This is a genomic window from Kosakonia sp. LAM2021 (assembly GCF_016620385.1).
Classification (GTDB): domain Bacteria; phylum Pseudomonadota; class Gammaproteobacteria; order Enterobacterales; family Enterobacteriaceae; genus Kosakonia; species Kosakonia sacchari.
Genome location: NZ_JAENHT010000003.1, coordinates 301,071 through 324,424, shown reverse-complemented (window position 1 = coordinate 324,424; position 23,354 = coordinate 301,071). Strand labels below are relative to the sequence as shown.

23 protein-coding genes and 1 riboswitch are annotated in these 23,354 nt (G+C 56.2%); of the genes, 13 read left to right on the top strand and 10 right to left on the bottom strand.

Going from position 1 to position 23,354, the window contains the following annotated elements:
- The first annotated feature begins 11 nt into the window (after positions 1–11).
- Positions 12–965 (top strand): alpha/beta hydrolase, encoded by a 954-nt coding sequence (locus JKP81_RS10360; RefSeq protein WP_200551652.1) that lies wholly within the window; start codon positions 12–14, stop codon positions 963–965.
- On the opposite strand, the gene rhlE is transcribed toward JKP81_RS10360, so the two are convergent.
- The gene (rhlE, locus tag JKP81_RS10355; RefSeq protein ID WP_200551651.1) at positions 966–2,447 is read right to left on the bottom strand and encodes an ATP-dependent RNA helicase RhlE; all 1,482 of its coding nucleotides are present in this window, start codon (positions 2,445–2,447) and stop codon (positions 966–968) included.
- A gap of 235 nt (positions 2,448–2,682) precedes the next feature.
- Between rhlE and cecR the strand changes: the two genes are divergently transcribed.
- The 5 genes from cecR to JKP81_RS10330 are packed head-to-tail and all read left to right on the top strand — an operon-like array spanning position 2,683 to position 8,323.
- Complete coding sequence (gene cecR, locus JKP81_RS10350) at positions 2,683–3,357, top strand: transcriptional regulator CecR (protein ID WP_200551650.1); 675 nt, start codon at positions 2,683–2,685, stop codon at positions 3,355–3,357.
- Positions 3,357–4,352 carry a secretion protein HlyD gene (gene hlyD, locus JKP81_RS10345; RefSeq protein ID WP_200551723.1) on the top strand — a complete coding sequence of 332 codons (996 nt, stop codon included), beginning with the start codon at positions 3,357–3,359 and terminating at the stop codon, positions 4,350–4,352. Before cecR ends, hlyD begins: the two co-directional genes overlap by 1 nt.
- Positions 4,345–6,084 (top strand): ATP-binding cassette domain-containing protein, encoded by a 1,740-nt coding sequence (locus JKP81_RS10340; protein WP_200551649.1) that lies wholly within the window; start codon positions 4,345–4,347, stop codon positions 6,082–6,084. The genes hlyD and JKP81_RS10340 overlap by 8 nt, the downstream gene beginning before the upstream one ends.
- Positions 6,074–7,207 (top strand): ABC transporter permease, encoded by a 1,134-nt coding sequence (locus tag JKP81_RS10335; protein WP_200551648.1) that lies wholly within the window; start codon positions 6,074–6,076, stop codon positions 7,205–7,207. The genes JKP81_RS10340 and JKP81_RS10335 overlap by 11 nt, the downstream gene beginning before the upstream one ends.
- 9 nt (positions 7,208–7,216) lie before the next feature.
- Positions 7,217–8,323, top strand: coding sequence for an ABC transporter permease (locus JKP81_RS10330; protein ID WP_200551647.1), 1,107 nt, complete (start codon positions 7,217–7,219; stop codon positions 8,321–8,323).
- A gap of 54 nt (positions 8,324–8,377) precedes the next feature.
- Here the strand turns inward: JKP81_RS10330 and JKP81_RS10325 are convergent, their stop codons facing one another.
- Positions 8,378–8,815: a YbhQ family protein gene (locus JKP81_RS10325; protein ID WP_200551646.1), complete on the bottom strand. Its 438-nt coding sequence runs from the start codon at positions 8,813–8,815 to the stop codon at positions 8,378–8,380.
- A gap of 132 nt (positions 8,816–8,947) precedes the next feature.
- Between JKP81_RS10325 and JKP81_RS10320 the strand changes: the two genes are divergently transcribed.
- The 3 genes from JKP81_RS10320 to JKP81_RS10310 are packed head-to-tail and all read left to right on the top strand — an operon-like array spanning position 8,948 to position 11,915.
- Positions 8,948–9,709: an endonuclease/exonuclease/phosphatase family protein gene (locus JKP81_RS10320; protein ID WP_017456000.1), complete on the top strand. Its 762-nt coding sequence runs from the start codon at positions 8,948–8,950 to the stop codon at positions 9,707–9,709.
- Positions 9,706–10,950, top strand: coding sequence for a cardiolipin synthase ClsB (clsB, locus tag JKP81_RS10315; protein ID WP_200551645.1), 1,245 nt, complete (start codon positions 9,706–9,708; stop codon positions 10,948–10,950). The genes JKP81_RS10320 and clsB overlap by 4 nt, the downstream gene beginning before the upstream one ends.
- Positions 10,947–11,915 carry a lysylphosphatidylglycerol synthase domain-containing protein gene (locus JKP81_RS10310; protein WP_200551644.1) on the top strand — a complete coding sequence of 323 codons (969 nt, stop codon included), beginning with the start codon at positions 10,947–10,949 and terminating at the stop codon, positions 11,913–11,915. The genes clsB and JKP81_RS10310 overlap by 4 nt, the downstream gene beginning before the upstream one ends.
- A gap of 4 nt (positions 11,916–11,919) precedes the next feature.
- Here JKP81_RS10310 and JKP81_RS10305 read toward each other — a convergent pair whose 3' ends face one another.
- The 7 genes from JKP81_RS10305 to moaA all read right to left on the bottom strand — a co-directional run bounded on the left by JKP81_RS10305 (position 11,920) and on the right by moaA (position 16,162).
- Positions 11,920–12,621, bottom strand: coding sequence for a Bax inhibitor-1 family protein (locus JKP81_RS10305; protein WP_200551643.1), 702 nt, complete (start codon positions 12,619–12,621; stop codon positions 11,920–11,922).
- 75 nt (positions 12,622–12,696) lie between these two features.
- The gene (locus JKP81_RS10300; RefSeq protein ID WP_017455996.1) at positions 12,697–13,404 is read right to left on the bottom strand and encodes a Bax inhibitor-1/YccA family protein; all 708 of its coding nucleotides are present in this window, start codon (positions 13,402–13,404) and stop codon (positions 12,697–12,699) included.
- 57 nt (positions 13,405–13,461) lie between these two features.
- The gene (gene moaE, locus JKP81_RS10295; protein ID WP_200551642.1) at positions 13,462–13,914 is read right to left on the bottom strand and encodes a molybdopterin synthase catalytic subunit MoaE; all 453 of its coding nucleotides are present in this window, start codon (positions 13,912–13,914) and stop codon (positions 13,462–13,464) included.
- A gap of 1 nt (position 13,915) precedes the next feature.
- Positions 13,916–14,161 (bottom strand): molybdopterin synthase sulfur carrier subunit, encoded by a 246-nt coding sequence (moaD, locus tag JKP81_RS10290; protein WP_200551641.1) that lies wholly within the window; start codon positions 14,159–14,161, stop codon positions 13,916–13,918.
- Complete coding sequence (moaC, locus tag JKP81_RS10285) at positions 14,154–14,639, bottom strand: cyclic pyranopterin monophosphate synthase MoaC (RefSeq protein WP_045514037.1); 486 nt, start codon at positions 14,637–14,639, stop codon at positions 14,154–14,156. The genes moaD and moaC overlap by 8 nt, the downstream gene beginning before the upstream one ends.
- Positions 14,640–14,642: 3 nt before the next feature.
- Complete coding sequence (gene moaB, locus JKP81_RS10280) at positions 14,643–15,155, bottom strand: molybdenum cofactor biosynthesis protein B (RefSeq protein ID WP_065368959.1); 513 nt, start codon at positions 15,153–15,155, stop codon at positions 14,643–14,645.
- Between the two features lie 17 nt (positions 15,156–15,172).
- On the bottom strand, positions 15,173–16,162 hold the full coding sequence (gene moaA / locus JKP81_RS10275) for a GTP 3',8-cyclase MoaA (RefSeq protein ID WP_200551640.1): 990 nt from the start codon (positions 16,160–16,162) through the stop codon (positions 15,173–15,175).
- Positions 16,150–16,294, bottom strand: a riboswitch (molybdenum cofactor riboswitch). It overlaps the preceding gene by 13 nt.
- Positions 16,295–16,520: 226 nt before the next feature.
- On the opposite strand from moaA, the gene yvcK reads away from it, so the two are divergent.
- The 4 genes from yvcK (at position 16,521) to pmrB (ending at position 20,938) form a co-directional block, all read left to right on the top strand.
- Positions 16,521–17,429: a uridine diphosphate-N-acetylglucosamine-binding protein YvcK gene (gene yvcK / locus JKP81_RS10270; protein WP_020457099.1), complete on the top strand. Its 909-nt coding sequence runs from the start codon at positions 16,521–16,523 to the stop codon at positions 17,427–17,429.
- Between the two features lie 108 nt (positions 17,430–17,537).
- On the top strand, positions 17,538–19,181 hold the full coding sequence (eptA, locus tag JKP81_RS10265; RefSeq protein WP_200551639.1) for a phosphoethanolamine transferase EptA: 1,644 nt from the start codon (positions 17,538–17,540) through the stop codon (positions 19,179–19,181).
- Positions 19,178–19,849 (top strand): two-component system response regulator PmrA, encoded by a 672-nt coding sequence (gene pmrA, locus JKP81_RS10260; RefSeq protein WP_017455988.1) that lies wholly within the window; start codon positions 19,178–19,180, stop codon positions 19,847–19,849. The genes eptA and pmrA overlap by 4 nt, the downstream gene beginning before the upstream one ends.
- A gap of 3 nt (positions 19,850–19,852) precedes the next feature.
- On the top strand, positions 19,853–20,938 hold the full coding sequence (gene pmrB / locus JKP81_RS10255) for a two-component system sensor histidine kinase PmrB (RefSeq protein ID WP_200551638.1): 1,086 nt from the start codon (positions 19,853–19,855) through the stop codon (positions 20,936–20,938).
- Positions 20,939–21,151: 213 nt separating this feature from the next.
- Here pmrB and uvrB read toward each other — a convergent pair whose 3' ends face one another.
- A complete protein-coding gene (uvrB, locus tag JKP81_RS10250; protein ID WP_200551637.1) occupies positions 21,152–23,173 on the bottom strand; it encodes an excinuclease ABC subunit UvrB in 2,022 nt (673 codons plus the stop codon).
- Between the last annotated feature and the right edge of the window lie 181 nt (positions 23,174–23,354).

The following is a 23,354-nucleotide window of genomic DNA, read 5'->3' as shown; positions in this document are numbered from 1 at the left end:
AAGGTTTACGCATGAGTACATGGCATCTGGTTGACCCCGAGCTTCGCCCCGCCCTGCAATCCTGGATACCTTCCACACTGAAAGCCGACGCACTTCCCGCCCTACGCGAGCAGCGCCAGCAAGTCGCGCTGCAAGCTATGCATCTTGATGATGGGCTTTCACTGGCGATGCACGAACAGCATATTGCGGGGGTCAGCGGTGAACCCGCCGTGCGTGTACGCGTGATCGCCCCAACGACACGTCGCGCCAACCGGATGGGGATTTTGCATCTGCACGGCGGCGGTCATCTGTTTGGCAGCCCCGAACAATCTTTGTCGCTCACCCGCCCGACAGCCGCGCGCCATGACTGCGTGGTGGTCTCTGTCGATTACCGCTTATCGCCGGAAATCCGCTTTCCCGGTTCGCTTAATGACAGCTATGCCGCGCTGGTGTGGATGGCGGAAAACGCGGCGCAATTAGGCATTGATGCCAACAATATTGGTCTGATGGGCGACAGCGCAGGCGCGGGGGTTGCCGCCGCTCTGGCGCTGCTGGCGCGCGATCGCGGTGGGCCGACACTGGCGTTTCAGAACCTGATGTTCCCGATGCTCGATGATCGTACGGTGGTGGAGACAGAGCGAAACCCGGTGACGGGCGAATTTATCTGGACGCGGGAAAACAATGCGTTTGGCTGGCATGCGCTGCTTGGCTGTGAACCCGGAAGTGTTGACGTATCGCCGTATGCCGCTCCGGCGCGCGCCGATGACCTGGCAGGGCTACCGCCGACATGGATTGGCGTTGGCACGCTGGATCTGTTTCTTGATGAAGATATGGCGTATGCGCAGCGGTTAATGCGAGCGGGAGTTGAGGTGGAACTGAATGTCTGGCCGGGGGCATATCACGGTTTTAACTCTGACCCGCAAGCGAGCATCGCACAGCGGGCCAGAGAGACGCGCCAGAACTGGCTGGCGCGTTTTAATCGCTAATTACTCGGCGGCAGAAGGCTTACGCGGGCGACGACGGCGAGACGGGTTGCCCGCCGGCGCCGCGCCGCCATCAAGACGACGTCCACCGGTTGGTTTCGCAGCGCCGCCATCAAGACGGCGTCCGCCTGCTGGCTTCGCACTTCCTTCACCACGGCGTCCACCCTCTTGCTTCGCAGCGCCACCTTCGGCGCGGCGCGGTGAACGCGGTTTCTGTCCTTGTCCTTCGCCTTCACTGCGCCGCGGTGCAGACTGACCACGGCCACCGCCGCCCTGCCCGCGACCACTGCCCTGACGACCGCCGCCCTGGCCGCGACCGTTCTGGATCGGCTCGGCTTTGATCGACGGATCCGGCTCATAACCGTCAAGGGCAATGCGCGGGATCTCTTTTTTCAGCAGGCGTTCGATATCGCGCAGCAGTTTATGTTCGTCAACGCAGACCAGCGACAGCGCTTCGCCGGTCGCCGCTGCACGGCCGGTACGGCCAATACGGTGCACGTAATCTTCCGGCACGTTCGGCAGTTCGTAGTTCACCACATGCGGCAACTCTTCAATGTCGAGCCCACGTGCCGCGATGTCGGTCGCGACCAGCACACGAATGTCGCCAGATTTGAAATCCGCCAGCGCACGCGTACGCGCCCCCTGGCTCTTATTGCCGTGGATCGCCGCGCTGGTGATGCCGTCTTTATTAAGCTGCTCCGCCAGGTGGTTAGCGCCGTGTTTCGTGCGGGTGAAGACCAGCACCTGCTGCCAGTTGCCCTCGCCAATCATCTGCGACAGCAGTTCCCGTTTGCGTTTTTTATCGACGAAATGCACATGCTGCGTCACCTGCTCAGAGGCGGTGTTGCGCCGCGCCACTTCGATCTCCAGCGGATTACGCAGCAGCTTTTCCGCCAGCTGTTTGATCTCATCAGAGAAGGTCGCGGAGAACAGCAGGTTCTGACGCTTCGGCGGCAGTTTTGCCAGCACGCGGCGAATATCGTGAATAAAGCCCATATCCAGCATGCGGTCGGCTTCGTCCAGCACCAGGATTTCCACGCTATCGAGTTTCAGCGCGTTCTGGTGTTCCAGATCCAGCAGACGCCCCGGTGTCGCCACCAGGATGTCAACGCCGCCGCGCAGCTTCATCATCTGCGGGTTAATGCTCACGCCGCCGAATACTACCAGCGAGCGGATATTCAGGTATTTGCTGTACTCCTGAACGTTTTCACCTACCTGCGCCGCCAGCTCACGGGTGGGCGTTAAGATCAGCGCACGGATCGGGCGACGGCCTTTGGCGTGCGGCTCGTTTTGAATCAGGCGTTGCAACAACGGCAGCGTAAAACCGGCAGTTTTACCGGTGCCGGTCTGGGCGCTCGCCATCAGATCGCGGCCTTGCAGCACCGCCGGGATAGCCTGCTGCTGAATAGGGGTCGGCTGAAGATAACCCTGCTCGGCAACAGCGCGCAGGATTTCCGGGTTCAGGCCAAGGGCATCAAAAGACATAACAACTCCACACCGCCCCGACCTGTGAACAGGTGTAGTTTTCGAGGAGATAATAATTTGGCTGATGACAAAAACCACAATGTCATGAAGGGGCGGAGTGTATCAGCTTTTGTGATCACACGCATAAAATATCCCTCCGGGAGCGGAATGCGCGATATTAACGCACCGCTAACTGGACAAGCCTAAAATTTAGCCATAAAGTTAATCAATCGATTGATTAACTCTCATCACTGCCATGCATACAACACCGACCACCAGCCGGGGTGAACAGGCCCGAAACCAGCTGATTGCCGCCGCGCTGGCGCAATTTGGTGAATATGGCTTGCATGCCACCACGCGGGATATTGCCGCACAAGCCGGGCAGAACATCGCCGCGATCACTTACTATTTTGGCTCAAAAGAGGATTTATATCTCGCCTGCGCGCAGTGGATTGCCGATTTCATCAGCGACAATTTTCGCCCGCATGTACAAGCCGCCGAAGAGCTGTTCGCCCAGCCTACACCGGATAAAGCCGCCATTCGCGAGCTTATCCACCGCGCCTGTAAAAATATGATTGTGCTGCTCACCCATGACGAGACGCTCAACCTGAGCAAATTTATCTCCCGCGAGCAACTCTCGCCGACGCGCGCTTACCAGTTGGTGCATGACCAGGTGATTGCGCCGCTGCACAGCCACTTTACGGCGCTGCTCGCCGCCTACACCGGGCGCGACGCCAAAGATACGCAAACCATTATTCATACCCATGCGCTTATCGGCCAGATCCTCGCCTTTCGCCTCGGACGGGAAACCATTTTGCTGCGCGCCGGCTGGACGCAGTTTGATGAAGAGAAAGCGACACTGATTTATCAGGTCATCACCTGTCATATCGATCTTATCTTGCAAGGATTAACGAACAGGAGTTCAACGTGATGAAAAAAACCATCGTCGTGGTAGTGATAGTTGTGGTGGTACTGGCCGCGCTGGGCGGCGGCTGGATGTGGTATCAAAGCAAGCAAGACCGCACGCTCACCCTGTACGGGAATGTCGACATCCGCACGGTGAATTTAAGTTTTCGCGTTGGCGGACGGCTCTCTGCGCTGAACGTGGATGAAGGGGATGCGATAAGCGCCGGGCAAACACTTGGCGAAATAGACAAAGCGCCCTACGAAAACGCACTGTTGCAGGCACAGGCCAATGTTGCAACGGCACAGGCAAAATATTCGCTGGCGACTGCCGGTTACCGTGATGAAGAGATAGCCCAGGCTGTCGCCGCCGTGCGTCAGGCACAAGCGGCGTATGATTACGCGCAGAACTTCTTTCAGCGCCAGCAGGGGCTGATGAAAAGCCGGGCGATTTCGGCAAACGACCTGGAAAATGCCCGCTCGTCACGGGATCAGGCCCAGGCAACGCTGAAATCGGCACAAGATAAACTGAGCCAGTACCGCGCCGGTAATCGCCCGCAGGAAATCGCCCAGGCGAAAGCCAGCCTTGAGCAGGCCGAAGCCGCGCTGGCGCAGGCGCAACTGGATCTGCATGACACCACGCTTATCGCGCCAAGTAACGGCACGGTCCTGACGCGCGCCGTCGAACCCGGCAGCATGCTCAACGCCGGAAGCACCGTATTAACCCTTTCTCTGACGCGCCCGGTATGGGTTCGCGCCTACGTGGGTGAACGCAATTTGCACCAGGCGCAGCCGGGGCAAGAAGTTTTGCTGTATACCGATGGCCGCCCGGATAAGCCTTATCACGGCAAAATTGGCTTTGTTTCACCCACCGCCGAATTTACGCCAAAAACCGTTGAAACCCCGGATTTGCGTACCGATTTGGTCTATCGCCTGCGCATTATTGTGACCGATGCCGATGACAGCCTGCGCCAGGGGATGCCCGTTACGCTGCGCTTTAGCGGCGAGGCGCGCCATGAGTGACGCGGCTATCCACCTGCACGGCCTGGTTAAGCGCTTTGCCGGAATGGAAAAACCCGCCGTCGCGCGGCTGGATTGTGACATCAAAGCGGGATATGTCACCGGCCTTGTCGGGCCGGATGGCGCCGGAAAAACCACGTTGATGCGCATGCTCGCCGGGCTGATGCGCCCGGATGAGGGCAGCGCACAGGTAATGGGTCTCGATCCTATAGCCAATGACAGCGAGCTGCATGCCATGCTCGGCTATATGCCGCAGAAGTTTGGCCTGTATGAAGATTTGACGGTCATGGAAAACCTCAATCTGTATGCCGATTTGCGCAGCGTTACCGGTGAGCAGCGCCGCCAGACGTTTGCACGGCTGCTGGAATTCACCGCCCTCGCCCCGTTTACCGGGCGACTGGCCGGGAAACTCTCCGGCGGCATGAAACAAAAGCTGGGGCTGGCCTGCACGCTGGTGGGTGAACCGAAAGTGCTGTTGCTGGATGAACCGGGTGTGGGTGTCGATCCCATTTCCCGCCGTGAACTGTGGCAGATGGTGCATGAACTTGCAGGCGATGGCATGCTGATCCTCTGGAGCACGTCGTATCTTGATGAAGCCGAGCAGTGCCGCGATGTGTTGTTGATGAACGAAGGCGAACTGCTGTATCAGGGCGAGCCGAAAGCGCTGACAAAGACCATGGCCGGACGCAGTTTCCTCGTCACCAGCGCCGAGGAAAATAACCGGCGCTTGCTGCGCCGCATTCTTAAGCAGCCGCAGGTCAGCGACGGCATGATCCAGGGCCGCTCGGTGCGTATGATCCTGAAAAAAGGGGCGCAGCCCGAGGATCTGCGACAGGCTGAAAAGATGCCCGCTCTGGAGATCGAGGAGACCGCGCCGCGCTTTGAAGATGCTTTTATCGACCTGCTTGGCGGCGCGGGCACTTCCGAATCACCGCTGGGGGCGATTCTGCATACGGTTGAAGGCAGCGCGCAAGAGACGGTAATTGAAGCTAAATCGCTGACCAAAAAGTTTGGCGATTTCGCCGCGACCGATAATGTCAATTTCGCCGTCAAACGCGGGGAGATTTTTGGCCTGCTCGGCCCGAACGGCGCGGGGAAATCCACTACCTTCAAAATGATGTGCGGTTTGCTGGTGCCGACTGATGGCCAGGCGCTGGTGTTGAATATGGATCTGAAAGTCAGCTCCGGCAAAGCGCGCCAGCACCTGGGGTATATGGCGCAGAAGTTCTCCCTCTACGGCAACCTGACGGTGGAACAAAACCTGCGCTTCTTTTCCGGCGTCTACGGCCTGCGCGGGCGAGCGCAGAACGACAAAATCGACCGCATGAGCGAGGCTTTCGGGCTGAAAAGTATCGCCAGTCATGCCACCGACGAACTGCCGCTCGGCTTTAAGCAGCGGCTGGCGCTGGCCTGCTCGCTGATGCATGAACCGGATATTCTGTTTCTGGATGAGCCCACCTCTGGCGTCGATCCGCTGACGCGGCGCGAGTTCTGGCTGCATATCAACAGCATGGTGGAAAAAGGCGTCACCGTGATGGTGACCACCCACTTTATGGATGAAGCGGAGTATTGCGATCGCATTGGGCTGGTCTATCGCGGGAAGTTAATTGCCAGCGGCACGCCGGATGCGCTGAAGGCGCAAACCGCCGATGCGGATCACCCGGACCCGACCATGGAGCACGCGTTTATAACGCTTATCCACAACTGGGATAAGGAGCATCACGATGAGCGTTAAAGCCCTCTCCTGGCGGCGCGTGCGCGCGTTATGCGTGAAAGAGACGCGCCAGATTGTGCGTGACCCGAGTAGCTGGTTGATTGCGGTGGTGATCCCACTGCTGCTGCTGTTTATTTTCGGTTACGGTATTAACCTCGATTCCAGCAAATTACGCGTGGGCGTACTGCTTGAACAGCACAGCGAAGAGGCGCTGGATTTTACCCATACGCTGACCGGTTCGCCTTATATTGATGCCACCATCAGCGATAACCGTCAGCAGTTAATTCAGATGATGCAGGCCGGGCGCATTCGCGGGCTGGTGGTGTTACCGGTGAACTTCGCCGCGCAAATGGCGCGTCCAGGCGACAGCGCGCCGGTTCAGGTGATAACCGATGGCAGCGAACCGAACACCGCCAACTTTGTGCAGGGGTATGTCGAAGGCATCTGGCAACTCTGGCAGCAGCAACGCGCGGAAGACAGCGGGCAAACATTCAAGCCTTTGATCGATGTGCAGACGCGCTACTGGTTTAACCCGGCGGCTATCAGCCAGCATTTTATTATCCCTGGTGCGGTGACCATTATCATGACGGTGATTGGCGCGATCCTCACCTCGCTGGTGGTGGCGCGCGAATGGGAACGCGGCACCATGGAAGCGCTGCTCTCCACCGAAATCACCCGCGCGGAACTGCTGCTGTGCAAACTCATTCCCTATTACTTTCTTGGCATGCTGGCGATGGGGCTGTGCATGCTGGTGTCGGTGTTTATTCTCGGCGTGCCGTATCGCGGCTCGCTGCTGATCCTCTTTTTTATTACCAGCCTGTTTTTGCTCAGCACCTTAGGCATGGGGCTGTTGATTTCCACCGTCACACGCAATCAATTTAACGCCGCGCAGGTGGCGCTTAACGCCGCGTTTTTACCGTCGATTATGCTGTCCGGGTTTATTTTCCAGATAGACAGCATGCCCGCCATTATCCGTGTGGTGACGTACATTATTCCGGCTCGTTACTTTGTCAGCACCCTGCAAAGCCTGTTTCTGGCGGGCAATATCCCGATAGTGCTGGTAGTGAACGTGCTGTTTTTAATCGCCTCGGCGGTGATGTTTATTGGCCTGACGTGGCTGAAAACCAAACGCAGACTGGATTAAGGAAAAGCCATGTTTTACCGTTTACTGACGCTTATCCGCAAAGAGTTGCAATCGCTGCTGCGCGAGCCGCAAACCCGCGCCATTTTGATCCTGCCGGTGCTGATTCAGGTGCTGCTGTTTCCTTTCGCCGCCACGCTGGAAGTGACCAACGCAACGATCGCTATCTACAACGAAGATAACGGCAAACATGCCGTCGAACTGACCCAGCGTTTTGCCCGTGCGAAAGCCTTTACCCACGTTTTGTTGCTGAACAGCCCGCAAGAAATTCGCCCAACCATCGACACGCAAAAAGCGCTGTTGCTGGTGCGCTTCCCGGCGGATTTCTCGCGCAATCTCGACAGCGGCGTTACCGCGCCGATGCAGTTGGTTCTGGATGGGCGTAACTCGAACAGCGCGCAAATCGCCGCCAATTATTTGCAGCAGATCGTCAAGGATTATCAACAGGAGTTGCTCAGCGGACGGGAAAAACCGAACAACAGCGAGCTGGTCGTGCGCAACTGGTATAACCCGAATCTCGATTACAAATGGTTTGTGGTGCCGTCGCTGATTGCGATGATTACTACTATCGGCGTGATGATTGTCACCTCGCTGTCGGTGGCGCGTGAACGTGAACAAGGCACGCTCGATCAACTGCTGGTTTCACCGCTGGCGACGTGGCAAATCTTTGTCGGTAAAGCGGTGCCGGCGCTGATTGTCGCCACGTTCCAGGCAACGATTGTGCTCGGCGTGGGTATTCTGGCGTATAAAATCCCCTTCGCCGGTTCGCTGCTGCTGTTCTATTTCACTATGCTGGTGTATGGCTTGTCGCTGGTGGGTTTTGGCTTGCTGATCTCGTCGCTCTGCTCGACCCAGCAGCAGGCATTTATTGGCGTGTTTGTCTTTATGATGCCGGCGATTTTGCTCTCCGGTTATGTGTCGCCGGTGGAGAATATGCCGGTCTGGTTGCAGGATCTCACTTGGGCGAATCCGATCCGCCACTTTACCGATATTACCAAGCAGATTTACCTGAAGGACGCCAGCTTTACGATTGTCTGGCAGAGTTTGTGGCCGCTGCTGGTGATTGCGGCGACCACCGGATCGGCGGCGTATGCGCTGTTCAGACGCAAAATCATGTGATTCCTTTTTCGGCTTGCGTACGGGCAGGTTTGTTTGCCCGTCTGTTTTACTGCATTAGCGGTGATCGTGAGGATTGGCTGCGCTGCCGCGTTGATGCAGGCCGAAGGATTTAGCAGGAAGTTTTCTCTCTTTGGTGAGCAGCGACACCACCGCCGGTCCCGCGAGGATCGCCAGCCCGGCCACCGCCAGCAAATAGTTATTTTGCAATATACGGGAGAGCAGCCAGATAACAATCAGCGAGGCGCCAAAATACCAGGTGGTGGTCAGCTCCTCCAGCACATCGCCGAACTCGCGCCAGCGCGCTTCATGGTGGCGCTGGAGAAACAGCATCAGCAGCACGGAGATGCCATACAGCACACTCAGCCCTAAGCCAACACGCACCAGCGTGCCGCTCATCCAGCCCATCACCAGCAGCGTTACAATCAGTACGTGCAACATAATCTGCCAGCAACTCAGGCCAGTCGCGACACGAACACGTTGTTGCCACTTCATGGTTTCTCTCCTGGAGGATTTTTATCTGTATGAAGCGTACTCGTATTTACGGAAAATTCCGTAACCCCGCCCTTTTTTGTGACAGGGACTACAATTTATTTTCACGAGGAGAGTGACGCTGGCAGGAGAGTTATGACCCAACACGCGCGAAATTTTTCATTGAAAGTGCTCACCATTAATACCCATAAAGGCTTCACCGCGTTTAACCGCCGCTTTATTTTGCCCGAGCTGCGCGACGCGGTGCGCACCGTTAGCGCTGATATCGTCTGCTTGCAAGAGGTGATGGGCGCGCATGAAGTTCACCCGTTGCATGTGGAAAACTGGCCGGACACCACCCATTACGAATTCCTTGCCGATACTATGTGGAGCGATTACGCCTACGGGCGCAATGCGGTTTACCCGGAAGGGCATCATGGTAATGCGGTGCTCTCCCGCTTTCCGATCGAGCACTATGAAAACCGCGATGTCTCCGTTGACGGCAGCGAAAAACGCGGCCTGCTCTACTGCCGGATTGTGCCGCCGGATCTCGGTCACGCTTTGCATGTGATTTGTGTCCACCTGGGGCTGCGGGAAGCGCACCGCCAGGCACAACTGACGATGCTGGCGGAGTGGGTCAATTCACTGCCGGAAAACGAACCGGTGGTGGTCGCTGGCGACTTTAACGACTGGCGGCAAAAAGCCAATCACCCGTTGAAAACGCAGGCCGGGCTGGAGGAGATCTTCACCCGCGCGCATGGCCGCCCTGCCCGTACGTTTCCGGTAAGCCTGCCGCTGCTGCGCCTCGATCGTATTTATGTGAAAAACGCGAACGCCAGCGCACCGACCGCGTTGCCGCTGCGTAACTGGCGTCATTTGTCCGATCATGCCCCACTGAGCGCGGAGATCCATCTATGAAATGTAGCTGGCAGGAAGGTAATCGCATTCAGTTGCTGGAAAACGGGGATAACTATTACCCCGCACTGTTTGACGCCATCGATCATGCAAAACAGCGCGTTATTCTGGAAACCTTTATCTGGTTTGAAGACGATGTTGGACGTCAGTTGCAGCAGGTGCTGCTGCGTGCCGCCCAGCGCGGGATCAGCATCGAAGTGTTGCTGGACGGCTACGGTTCGCCGGATCTGAGCGAACCGTTTGTCAGTGCGTTGACCTCAGCGGGAGTAATTTTCCGTTACTACGATCCCGGCCCACGGCTGTTCGGCATGCGCACCAATCTCTTTCGCCGCATGCACCGCAAGATCGTGGTAATCGACAATACGGTGGCGTTTGTTGGCGGCATTAACTACTCGGCAGAGCACGTTACCAGCTACGGCCCGGAAGCGAAACAGGATTACGCCGTGCGGGTTGAAGGCCCGGTGGTGCTCGATATTTTGCAATTTGAACTGGAGAATCTGCCGGATAGCGCACCGGTAAAACGCTGGTGGCGCAAGCGCCGCCATCGCCCGGAGGAGAACCGCAAACCCGGCGAAGCGCAGGCGCTGTTTGTCTGGCGCGACAACGATGATCACCGCGACGACATTGAACGCCACTACCTGAAAATGCTGGCGAATGCGCGCCGCGAAGTGATCATCGCCAATGCCTACTTTTTCCCCGGCTACCGTTTGTTACATGCCATGCGCAGCGCCGCCCGGCGTGGTGTCAGCGTAAAACTGATTGTGCAGGGTGAACCGGATATGCCGATTGTGAAAGTCGGTGCGGAGCTGCTTTATAACTATCTTCTGAAGGGCGGGGTTCAGGTGTATGAATATCGCCGCCGCCCGCTGCATGGCAAAGTGGCGCTGATGGACGATCACTGGGCCACCATCGGCTCCAGCAATCTTGACCCGCTAAGTTTGTCGCTCAACCTTGAAGCCAATCTGATTATTCATGACCGCGTGTTTAACCAGACGCTGCGCGACAATTTGCAGGGGCTGATTAATAACGACTGCGTGCGGGTAAATGAGTCGATGGCACCGAAACGAACGTGGTGGAACCTCGGAAAAAGCGTGGTGGTGTTCCACTTTTTACGCCATTTCCCGGCGATGGTCGGTTGGCTACCGGCGCACACGCCAAGGCTGGCCGAGGTGGAGCCGCCCGTTCAGCCCGAAATCGAAACCCAGGATCGGACTGAAGCGCAGCACTCAGGGGTGAAACCATGACATCACGCTCACATCCGCGCTGGCGGCTGGCGAAAAGAGTCCTCACGGTACTGTTTTTTATTGCTGTTGTGGTGCTGCTGGTGCTGTATGCACAAAAAGTGAACTGGGATGATGTCTGGAAAGTCATCCGCGACTACAACCGCACCGCGCTGCTGAGCGCCGTCGCACTGGTGGTGGTCAGTTACCTGTTATATGGCTGCTATGACTTGCTCGGCCGTGCTTACTGCGGGCACAAGCTGGCAAAACGCCAGGTGATGCTGGTGTCGTTTATCTGTTATGCCTTTAACCTGACGCTCAGCACATGGGTGGGCGGTATCGGTATGCGCTACCGGCTCTACTCACGTCTTGGTCTGCCGGGCAGCACGATTACGCGCATTTTCTCGCTGAGTATTACCACCAACTGGCTAGGCTACATTTTGCTCGGCGGCGTGATTTTTACCTTCGGCGTGGTGCAGATCCCGGCGCACTGGTATATCGACGACACGACGCTGCGTATTGTCGGCGTAGTGCTGTTGTTGGTGATTGCGGTCTACCTGTGGGGCTGCGCGTTCGCCAAACGCCGTCATCTGACAATTAAAGGCCACAAGCTGGTGCTGCCATCGTGGAAATTTGCCGTTGCGCAGTTGGTTATTTCCAGCGCCAACTGGATAGCCATGGGGGCGATTATCTGGCTGTTGATGGGCATGCAGGCCGATTTCTTCTTCGTGCTTGGCGTGTTACTGGTCAGCAGTATCGCGGGTGTGATTGTGCATATTCCGGCGGGGATCGGCGTGCTCGAAGCGGTGTTTATCGCCCTGCTCGCCAGCGAGCACGTTTCACAGGGCATGATTATCGCCGCCCTGCTCGCCTACCGCGTGCTTTACTACTTCCTGCCGCTGCTGCTGGCGCTGGTTTGCTACCTGTTGCTGGAGAGCCGGGCGAAAAAGCTGCGGGCGAAAAACGAAAAAGCGATGGCACAGCAGTAAGTTTTTAGCGCGAGCTGGTGCCAGGTAAGAGATACGACAGCAGTTCCAGCGTTCTGAAAAACGCGGTGATGACCCCAAGCCAGATAGCCAGTGCGCCACGGATCGCACTGCTCTGCACGGTGGTAAACTCGCGGGCGTAGAGCTCACGCGCACTCACGGCGATGGACTTACTTTTGTAGGCGCTTACCGCGCTAAAGAACAGCACCGCCATTATGCTACCGAACCACAGCAGCAGACCGCTGTGACGCAGGCTGTTTACGGCTATCGCCAGCAACAGACCCGCCAGCGCCATCAGCCAGTAGTAACCGCTGCCGCGCAGGGATGAACCGGCAAAATGGGCAATCGCTGCGCCAAGCAGATACATGCCACCGGTAATCGCCAGATGGACGATAATCCCGGCGAGCGGAAACAGGCTGGCGAGCAACAAGCCCGAGAGGATACTCATCAGCGCCAGACCGGCTAACGCCAGCCAGGTATTGAAGCGGTCAAAAAGAACGTTGAGCACCAGGGCGGCGACAAACCAGAGGATCAACAGCAGAACAATGATGGCGCTGTGTTCGGTAAACGCGCGGAGCGCCATGACATCCAGCACCAGCCAGGCCGTCGCGATACTCAGCGCCATTCCTGCCGCCAGCCATAAGCAAATATTGACCATCAGCTCTACAGGCGCGACCTGTGCAGGCTGGCTCCAGCCAAAGGGTTTCACCGGGTTCCTCCCTGAATAGTGGCTATCCGCCAGGCAAAAAAATCCCGGCAAATGCCGGGATCGTGAAGCGGGATATTAACGGCGGTTGCCGAAAATACGCAACAGCATCAGGAACAGGTTGATGAAGTCGAGGTACAGCGTCAGCGCGCCGAGAATGGAGGATTTACGCAGTTGTGACGCATCGCGAACATCGATTTGCTGACCGATATTTTTCAGCTTCTGCGTGTCGTAGGCGGTCAGGCCAACGAAAATCACCACCCCGATATAGGTCACCGCCCACATCAGCGCTTCACTCTTCAGCCAGAAGTTGACCAGTGAGGCCAGCAGAATACCAATCAGCCCCATAAACAGCATGCTGCCCAGACCGCTGAGATCGCGTTTGGTGGTGTAACCATACAGGCTCATCGCGCCAAACATCCCGGCGGTGACAACAAAGGTCGCGGCGATAGATTGCGCGGTGTAGACCAGCAGAATACTGGAAATCGTTAGCCCGGTTAGCGCCGAATAGAGCATAAACAGCGTGGTTGCCAGCCCGGCGCTCAGCTTATGAATCAGCCCGGAGAGCACAAACACCACCGCCAGTTGCGCAATCACCAGGCCAAAGAAGGTTATCTGGCTGGAAAACACGAACGACATGATGGCTTCGCTGCGCGCGGCGTACCAGGCGACAAACGCCGTCAGCAGCAGGCCGCAGGTCATCCAGCCATACACCTGCGCCATATACGTTTGTAAGCCGGTACGGCTGTGCTGAACAATAGAATCAGAACGAGGGAAACGGTCCATAATCACTCCAGATTGATGGGTTAGCCTTTTAAGGTTAACACATCCCTGCTCAACGGATTACCAACGTTTCGCCGCCTGCTGGTCGCTGTCGCGGGCTTCCACCCAACGATCGCCTTCCGGCGTCGCCTCGCGCTTCCAGAATGGCGCGCGGGTTTTCAGGTAATCCATAATAAATTGTCCGGCGTCAAATGCGCTGCTGCGATGCGCGCTGGCCACACCAACAAAGACAATTTCGTCGCCCGGCCACAATTCGCCCACGCGGTGATAGACGGTGACGCGCCCGAGCGGCCAGCGACTACGCGCTTCATCAACGATCTCCGCCAGCGATTTTTCCGTCATACCCGGATAGTGCTCCAGCGTTAACGCGCTGACGCTGTCGCCTAAATTGTGATTGCGCACTTTGCCGGTAAACGTCACTACCGCGCCGTCTTCATCGCGAGCCGCCAGCCAGGCGTACTCATCACCGACGCTGAACGTCGCATGATCGACGCAAATTCGCGTTTCGCTCATTTCAGCCTCCGGTGACCGGCGGGAAGAAAGCGACCTCATCACCGCTTTGCAACGGATGGTCAAAACTGACCAGCGTCTGGTTGACCGCCGCCAGCAATTTGCCCTCTTCCAGCGCCAGCGCCCAGCGATCGCCCTGCGCAGCCAGATGCTGGCGCAGCGCCTCCACGGAAGAGAAAACGGTGTCGATGGTGGTGTTGTCGCAGCCGACCAGCTCGCGCACCTGCGCGAAAAAAAGGACTTTAATCATTGCTATCCGCCCTGAAATCACCGGATTTGCCACCGCTTTTCGCCAGCAGGCGCACCGGACCAATCACCATATCTTTCTGCACCGCTTTACACATATCGTAAATGGTTAACGCCGCGACCGAGGCCGCCGTGAGCGCTTCCATCTCTACACCGGTTTTGCCGCTCAGGCGGCATACGGCTTCGATACGTACGCGATTATGTTCCGGCTCGGCCTGCAACTGCACTTCGACTTTGCTCAACAATAACGGGTGGCACAGGGGGATCAGCTCCCAGGTGCGTTTCGCCGCCTGGATCCCGGCGATACGCGCGGTGGCAAAGACATCACCTTTATGGTGGCTACCGTCGACGATCATCGCCAGCGTTTGCGGCAACATGGTGACAAACGCTTCAGCGCGCGCTTCACGGACGGTTTCCGCTTTAGCGGAGACATCCACCATATGCGCTTCGCCGTCGGCGTTAATATGGGTCAGTTGTGACATAACTTATTTCTTAAGATGGGGGTAGAAATTACACGGGCGCGTACGCGCATCCAGCTGTGGCGCAATAATATTTTCCCATGCGGTGCGGCAGGCTTTGGTCGAGCCGGGCATGGCAAAAATCAATGTCTTATTCGCTATACCGGCGACCGCACGGGATTGCAGCGTCGCTGTGCCAATCTCTTCAAAAGAGAGCATGCGGAACACTTCGCCAAACCCTTCGACTTCGCGATCAAACAGCGGCAATAACGCTTCCGGTGCCTGGTCGCCTTCCGTTAAACCGGTGCCGCCGGTGATCAACACGACCTGCACATCATCGCTTGCGATCCACGCCGAAACCTGGGCGCGAATGGCGTAACGGTTCTCTTTGACAATGGCTTTATCGACCAGTTGGTGACCGGCTTCATGCGCGGCGTCGCGCAGCCAGTGACCGGAAGTATCGTCTTCTTCACCGCGACGGCTGGAGACCGTCAAAATAGCTAGCCTGACCGGGATAAACTCAGCGCTGACCTGGCTCATGTCATTCTCCTTGCGGTTTAACCGCCGATGTATGAAAGGTTTTGCGTAATGCCTGTATTGCCCTGATGCAGGAAGTGCGCCTGCTTTTTGTGCGTTAACGCCACCGCAATACGCTGTTCCAGCATCGCCTGCTGCGCATCGTCTTGCAGCAGATCGCGCAGATTCACGCCGCCATCGCCAAACAGGCACAGATGCAGTTTACCGGTCGAGGAGACGCGCAGACGGTTGCAACTGGCGCAGAAATCTTTTTCATACGGCATGATAAGGCCGATTTCCCCCTCGTAATCCGGATGGCAGAAAACCTGTGCCGGGCCGTCGCTGCGCTGGCGCAACTGGTGGATCCAGCCACGTTTAAGTAGCTCATCGCGCAGCACCATGCCGGAGATATGGTGGTTGCGGAAAAGCTCGCTGCCCTCGCCGGTTTCCATCAGTTCAATAAAGCGTAGCTGGATAGGACGCGATTTGATCCACGCCAGAAAGGTGTCGAGCTGATGATGATTCACGTCACGCATCAGCACGGTGTTGACTTTGACTTTGGCAAACCCGGCGCTGAAGGCGGTATCAATACCGTCCATCACCTGGCGGAATTTATCCTGCCCGGTAATGGCGTGAAATTGCCGCGCATCAAGACTGTCGACGCTGACGTTGATGGCGGTAAGACCGGCATCGCGCCACTGAACAGCGTCGCGCGCCAGGCGATAGCCATTGGTGGTGACGGCTACCTGGCGGATGGCGCTGTTTTCGCGCACGGCGGCGATGATGTCGGTGAAATCGCGGCGCAGGGAGGGTTCCCCGCCGGTCAGGCGCACTTTTTCTGTGCCCATGGCGCTAAACGCGCGCGTAACCCGGCGAATTTCTTCGACGCTCATGAAACCATTATTGTTGACGCCGCTCGGCTTGTAGCCGTCGGGCAAACAGTAGGTGCAACGGAAATTGCACACATCGGTGATCGACAAACGCAAGTAATAGAACTTACGCGCGAACGCATCGGTAAGTTGTGAGGCCATGTACACCTTTCCAAGTACGGGAGATGCAGTCATTTCTTCCTGCACCCTGGCAGCAGAACCATTCGGTTTGCTACGGCCAAAGCACCATGTCGTGAGAGTTAGGTTGCTTAGGCTTGAGTGTATGTTTTGTCAGTAACGCTAAAATTGCTTAAGCGATAGTAGCGCGAACGTCGAGCTTTCGCTATCACGATCATCGCTATATAAACACATACATAGCGACATGATCGTGCAGTTTCGCTACAGAGTACGCGAAAATCGCCTTTTTGCTTTGATATGTGTCATTTTCCTCTCTGCGCGGCATCGTCTTTTGGTGGTATTTAGGCTAACGTAGCGCGGTAAATTTTCATAAGGAACCATTATGCGTAATCGCACACTTGCAGACCTGGATCGTGTTGTCGCCCTCGGCGGCGGGCATGGCCTCGGGCGTGTGATGTCTTCGCTGGCCTCGTTGGGATCGCGGCTTACCGGCATTGTCACCACCACCGATAACGGCGGTTCAACCGGCCGAATTCGCCGCTCTGAAGGCGGGATCGCCTGGGGTGATATGCGTAATTGTTTAAACCAGCTCATTACCGAACCGAGCGTGGCGTCGGCGATGTTTGAGTACCGTTTTAGCGGTAATGGCGAACTTTCCGGGCATAACCTCGGAAATTTAATGTTAAAGGCGCTCGATCACCTCAGTGTGCGGCCTCTTGAAGCGATCAATTTAATTCGCAATTTATTAAAAGTGGACGCGTTTTTAATCCCGATGTCTGAGCAACCTGTCGATTTGATGGCCACTGACAGCGAAGGACATCAGGTTTATGGCGAGGTCAACATTGACCAGCTTCATGCGCCAATCCAGGAATTAATGCTATTTCCAAAGGTGCATGCCACTCGCGAAGCGGTACAGGCAATCGCAGAAGCGGATTTGATTATCATCGGTCCAGGCAGCTTTTACACCAGCCTGCTGCCGCTGCTGCTGCTCGACGATCTGGCACAGGCGTTACGCCGTACACCCGCGCCGGTCGTTTACATTGGCAACCTCGGTAAAGAACTCAGCCCGGCCGCGGCCAGCCTGACGCTGGCAGACAAACTGGCGATTATGGAGCAGTACGTCGGCAAAAAAATTATCGATGCCGCCATTGTTGGCCCAAAAGTCGACACGCAAGCCGTTAGCGATCGGTTAATTATTCAGGAAGTGCTGGAAGCCAGCGATATTCCCTATCGCCATGACCGTCATCTGCTGCGCGTCGCGCTGGAAAAAGCGGTGCAACATCTGGGTTAAGACGCGGCGGCGGGAATTTTTTCTGGCTCCAGCGCTTTGCTTAATTTCTTAAGGTTGTCTTAAAAATCGGCTGTCAGCATAGCGCTACTTTCATTGCTGGATCCGAGTATGCGTATGCTTCACCTTCGTCGGCCAACCTTAAGCCGCCTCCACTTTATTCTGCTCTTTGCCGCTTATATTGCGCTGGGTCTGAATATTGCGTTTTATCACCAGGCATTCACTTTATTGCCGGTGAACTCATTGCATAACTGGCTGGTTTTCCTCTCCATGCCGCTGGTCGCTTTCAGCGTCATTAATATTGTGTTGTCTCTGGCGTCGTTTGTGCGTCTTGATCGCCTGGTTATCTCACTCTTTGTGCTGGTGAGTTCGGCGGCGCAATATTTCATTTCGACGTTTGGCATTATTATCGACCGTTCGATGATCACCAATATTCTCGACACCACCCCGGCAGAAAGTTTCGCCCTGCTGTCGACTAAACTGGTGCTGACGCTGCTGCTGACCGGCATTCTGGCGATAGCTATCGCCTGGTGGATTAAAATAAAACCCGCCCGCTCCGCGTTACGCAGCGTAATGTTGCGCGTTGCCAGCATCGTAATTTCTGTGCTGGTTATCGTGGCGGTGGCGCTGCTGTTTTATAAAGATTACGCCTCACTGTTTCGCAATAATAAAGAGCTGGTGAAATCACTCAGCCCGTCAAACTCAATTACCGCGTCACTTTCCTGGTATTCCCATAACCGCACCGCCAACCTGCCGCTGGTGAGAATTGGCGAAGATGCGCGTCAACGCCCGCAAATGCAGCACGGTCCACACAAAAACCTCACCATTCTGGTGCTTGGTGAAACCTCGCGTGCGGCGAACTTTTCGCTCGGCGGTTATGAGCGTGAAACCAACCCGTTGTTAAAACAGGATAATGTTATTTACTTTCAGAAAACTGCTTCCTGTGGGACGGCGACCGCCGTCTCCGTACCGTGCATGTTCTCCGGTATGACGCGTGCGCATTATGACGATCAACTGGCGGCGCATCAGGAAGGGTTGCTGGATATTATCCAACGTGCGGGAATTAACGTGCTGTGGAATGAGAACGACGGTGGCTGTAAAGGCGCATGCGATCGTGTTCCGCATCAGGATATGACGCAATTAAACTTGCCGGATTACTGTATTAAAGGCGAATGCCAGGATGAGATCTTATTCCACGATCTCGCCAGTTATATCGATAAATTGCAGGGCGACGGGGTGATTGTATTACACACCATTGGTAGCCATGGACCGACGTATTACAACCGCTATCCGGCGCAGTTCCGTAAATTTACGCCGACCTGCGATACCAATGAAATTCAGACCTGCTCACAGCAGCAACTGATAAATACCTACGACAATACCATTTTGTACGTCGATTATATTGTTGATAAAGCAATAAAATTGCTGCAATCGAAGCAGGATAAATTCACCACCAGCCTGGTTTATCTCTCCGATCACGGTGAGTCACTTGGCGAAAATGGCGTTTACTTGCACGGCCTGCCGTACTCCATCGCACCGGAAACACAAAAACATGTTCCGCTGCTGATTTGGCTGTCGCAGGAGTATCAAACGCGTTATGGCGTGAACAGTCAGTGTCTGCAAAAAAATGCGCGGGAGAAGGCGGTTTCACAGGACAACCTCTTCCCGACGATGTTGGGTATACTGGGTGTCAGCACAAAAGAGTACCGTGCTGAGGACGATCTTTTAACCGCGTGCCGGGGGCAGCTGAAATGAAGATTCTGGTGGTTGAGGACGATGCTCTGCTGTTGCAGGGGTTGATTCTGGCGATGCAAAGCGAAGGGTACGCCTGCGATGGCGTCTCTACCGCGCATGAAGCTGCGCTGTGTCTGGCCAACGGCCATTACAGCCTGCTGGTGCTCGATTTGGGTCTGCCGGATGAAGACGGTTTACATCTGCTCACCCGGCTGCGCCGCGAAAAATATACGTTGCCGGTATTGATCCTCACCGCCCGCGATACGCTTGAAGATCGCGTGGCGGGGCTGGATACCGGGGCAGACGACTACCTGGTCAAACCCTTTGCGCTGGACGAGCTGAACGCCCGCATTCGCGCGCTGCTGCGCCGCCATAATAACCAGGGCGATAACGAAATCAGCCACGGTAATCTGACGCTGAATGTAACCCGCCGCCAGGCGTGGCTGGATGAGCAGTTGCTGGAGCTGACGCCGAAAGAGTATGCCCTGCTGTCGCGCCTGATGCTGAAAGCCGAAAGCCCGGTACACCGGGAGATCCTCTATAACGATATTTACAACTGGGATAACGAACCGTCGACGAACACGCTGGAAGTGCATATCCATAATTTGCGCGACAAAATCGGCAAATCGCGTATCCGCACAGTGCGTGGGTTTGGTTATATGCTGGTGCAACCGCAGGAACGGAGCTGATTAATGGCGCTCTTCAATTTCAGGCGCTGGAGCATGCGCCGCCGTTTGTTACTCACCATTGGTGGCATTCTGGTGTTTTGCCAGTTGGTTAGCGTGTTCTGGCTGTGGCATGAAAGCGAAGAGCAAATCCAGCTGCTGGTGCAGGCAGCCATTCATAACCACAACAACCGCAAACATATCGAGCATGAAGTCCGCGAAGCGGTGGCCAGCTTGCTGGTGCCAAGCCTGCTGATCATCGGACTGGCGCTGCTGCTCTGTATGCAGGCGGTGAAAGCCATTACCCGTCCGCTGCTTGAGCTGCAGGAAGAGCTGAATAAACGCACGCCGAACAACCTGCAACCCATCACCCTGAACAATAGCGTCAGCGAAGTGGAAGCTGTGACCTCATCAATTAATGAGCTGGTCTCCCGCCTGACGCTAACCCTCGACAGAGAGCGGTTGTTTACTGCCGATGTTGCCCATGAGCTGCGTACGCCGCTGGCCGGGTTACGTCTGCATCTGGAATTGATGGCGAAAACCAGCGGTATCAACGTTGACCCGCTGGTGCAGCGCCTTGAGCAAATGACGGAAAACATCGCCCAGTTGTTGCTGCTGGCGCGCGTTGGGCAGTCTTTCTCCGCGGGCAGTTACCAGCAGGTGATGCTGTTGCAGGATGTAGTGCAGCCCATTCGCAGTGAACTGGAACAGATGTTGACCGCGCGCGAACAGACGCTGGAAATTGCAGAGCCAGAAAGGGATATTGCGGTCGCCGGCGACGCCACGCTGCTGCGGTTGCTGGTGCGAAACCTGGTGGAAAACGCACACCGCTATAGCCCGACAGGATCGACCATTACCGTACGTATCGAAAACGCTGCCGCGCCAGTACTGGCTGTGGAAGATGAAGGGCCGGGCATTGATGAAAGCCGCAGCGGAGAGCTCAGTAAAGCTTTCGTGCGTATGGACAGCCGCTATGGCGGCGCAGGCCTGGGATTAAGCATTGTGTCGCGTATCGCGCAACTGCATGACGCGCAGTTCTTTTTGCACAACCGGCTGACACAATCTGGTGTGCGGGCGTGGGTAAAATTCCTCCCGGGCACCCGCCAGGCGTAAATCAGTAGGTCAGCACCCACAGACGGGCAAAACCAATCACTAACGCCAGCGCGAATGCGACAGCGAAAAACTCACGAACCTTAAATTGCTGCATCAGATTGCCCTCCAGAATACCGGTGGGCAGTGTGTCAGGCGTAGGTTAAGCCAACATTAAGAGAGCCCGGACAGGCTCTCTTTTTTGTTATTTTGTGCTGTCATATCACCGCGCTGATTTCAGGATGCGGCAATAAACAGCTCGCGCAGCTGGTGCAACTGGTCGCGTACTTTCGCCGCCTCTTCGAACTCCAGGTTCTGCGCATGCTGCATCATCTGGCCTTCCAGTTCGTGGATTTTCTGCTGCAGCGCTTTTGGCGTGAGCGCCAGTTCAGCCGCTTCCACCTGAGCAGGTGTGCGCGTTTTACCACGCCCTTTCGCGCGCGTCTTCGCCAGCCCTTCGCCAAGCGCCAGAATATCCACCACTTTCTTGTTCAGGCCTTGCGGCGTAATGCCATGCTCTTCGTTATAGCGCTGCTGTTTCTCACGACGACGCTCGGTTTCGCCAATCGCTTTCGCCATCGACGGTGTGATCTTGTCGCCATACAGAATCGCTTTACCATTGATGTTACGTGCAGCGCGGCCAATCGTCTGGATAAGTGAGCGCTCAGAACGCAGGAAGCCCTCTTTGTCGGCATCCAGAATCGCCACCAGCGAGACTTCCGGCATATCCAGCCCCTCACGCAGTAAGTTGATGCCGACCAGCACATCGAACTCGCCAAGGCGCAAATCGCGGATAATCTCCATACGTTCAACGGTGTCGATATCCGAGTGCAGATAACGCACCCGCTCGCCATGCTCTTCCAGGTATTCCGTGAGGTCTTCCGCCATACGTTTGGTCAGCGTCGTCACCAGAACACGTTCGTTAATCGCGGCGCGCTGGCGAATTTCAGAAAGCAAATCATCCACCTGGGTCGCCACCGGGCGCACTTCAATCACCGGATCGAGCAGGCCGGTCGGGCGCACCACCTGATCAATCACTTCGCTACCCGATTTCTCCAGCTCGTAATTGCCCGGCGTCGCCGAAACATAAATCGACTGCGGTGCCAGCGCTTCAAACTCTTCAAATTTTAACGGTCGGTTATCCAGCGCCGACGGCAGACGGAAACCATACTCCACCAGCGTCTCTTTACGCGCGCGGTCGCCACGATACATCCCGCCAATCTGCGGAATGGTCACGTGTGATTCGTCGATAACCAGCAGACCATCGGCTGGCAGGTAGTCGAACAGCGTCGGCGGCGGCTCCCCCGGCCCGCGCCCGGAAAGATAGCGCGAGTAGTTTTCAATCCCCGAGCAGTAGCCCAGCTCGTTCATCATCTCCAGGTCGAACTGCGTACGCTGGCTGAGCCGCTGCTCTTCCAGCAGTTTATTATTTTCCAGCAGCGACTTACGGCGTTCCGCCAGCTCAACTTTGATCTCCTCCATCGCCTGCACGATCCGCTCGCGCGGCGTCACGTAGTGCGTTTTCGGGTAGATGGTGAAGCGTTGAATGCCCGACTCAATATGGCCGGTCAGCGGATCGAACAGCGACAGACGCTCGACCTCTTCATCGAATAATTCGATACGCAGCGCCAGATCGTCCGATTCCGCCGGGAACACATCAATAACCTCGCCGCGTACGCGGAAAGTGCCGCGCTGGAACGCCTGATCGTTGCGGGTATATTGCAGCTCCGCCAGGCGGCGCAGGATCGCGCGTTGATCGATGATCATGCCCTTCGTCAGGTGCAGCATCATTTTCAGGTAGAGATCCGGATCGCCCAGACCGTAGATCGCGGAAACAGAGGCCACCACAATCACATCGCGACGCTCCAGCAGCGCCTTCGTCGCTGACAAGCGCATCTGCTCGATATGTTCGTTCACCGAGGCATCTTTCTCAATGAAAGTGTCAGAGCTTGGCACATACGCTTCCGGCTGGTAGTAATCGTAGTAAGAGACGAAATACTCCACCGCGTTATCCGGGAAGAACTCTTTCATTTCACCATACAGCTGCGCGGCCAGCGTTTTGTTCGGTGCCAGCACCATTGTCGGGCGCTGGAGATCGGCAATCACATTGGCGACGGTGAATGTCTTCCCTGAACCCGTCACCCCGAGCAGCGTCTGGTGCGCCAGGCCGTCTTCCAGACCTTCCTTGAGGCGGCGGATAGCTTCAGGCTGATCGCCGGAAGGACGAAAAGCGGAATTCAGTTTGAACGGTTTACTCATGAACGGCTACCTGATGAAGGAATGAGCGTGCAGGTAACACATTTTACTCACCCTGTTCACTTTTGCCAATAAATAACACTGGATGAAAAAACAGTAGCGAAACAGGCAATCCGTACTACTGCCCGTTTGGGCACCGCTTCTCCCCTCAAATTTCTGCGCGGACAAGATAAAACTCTAACCC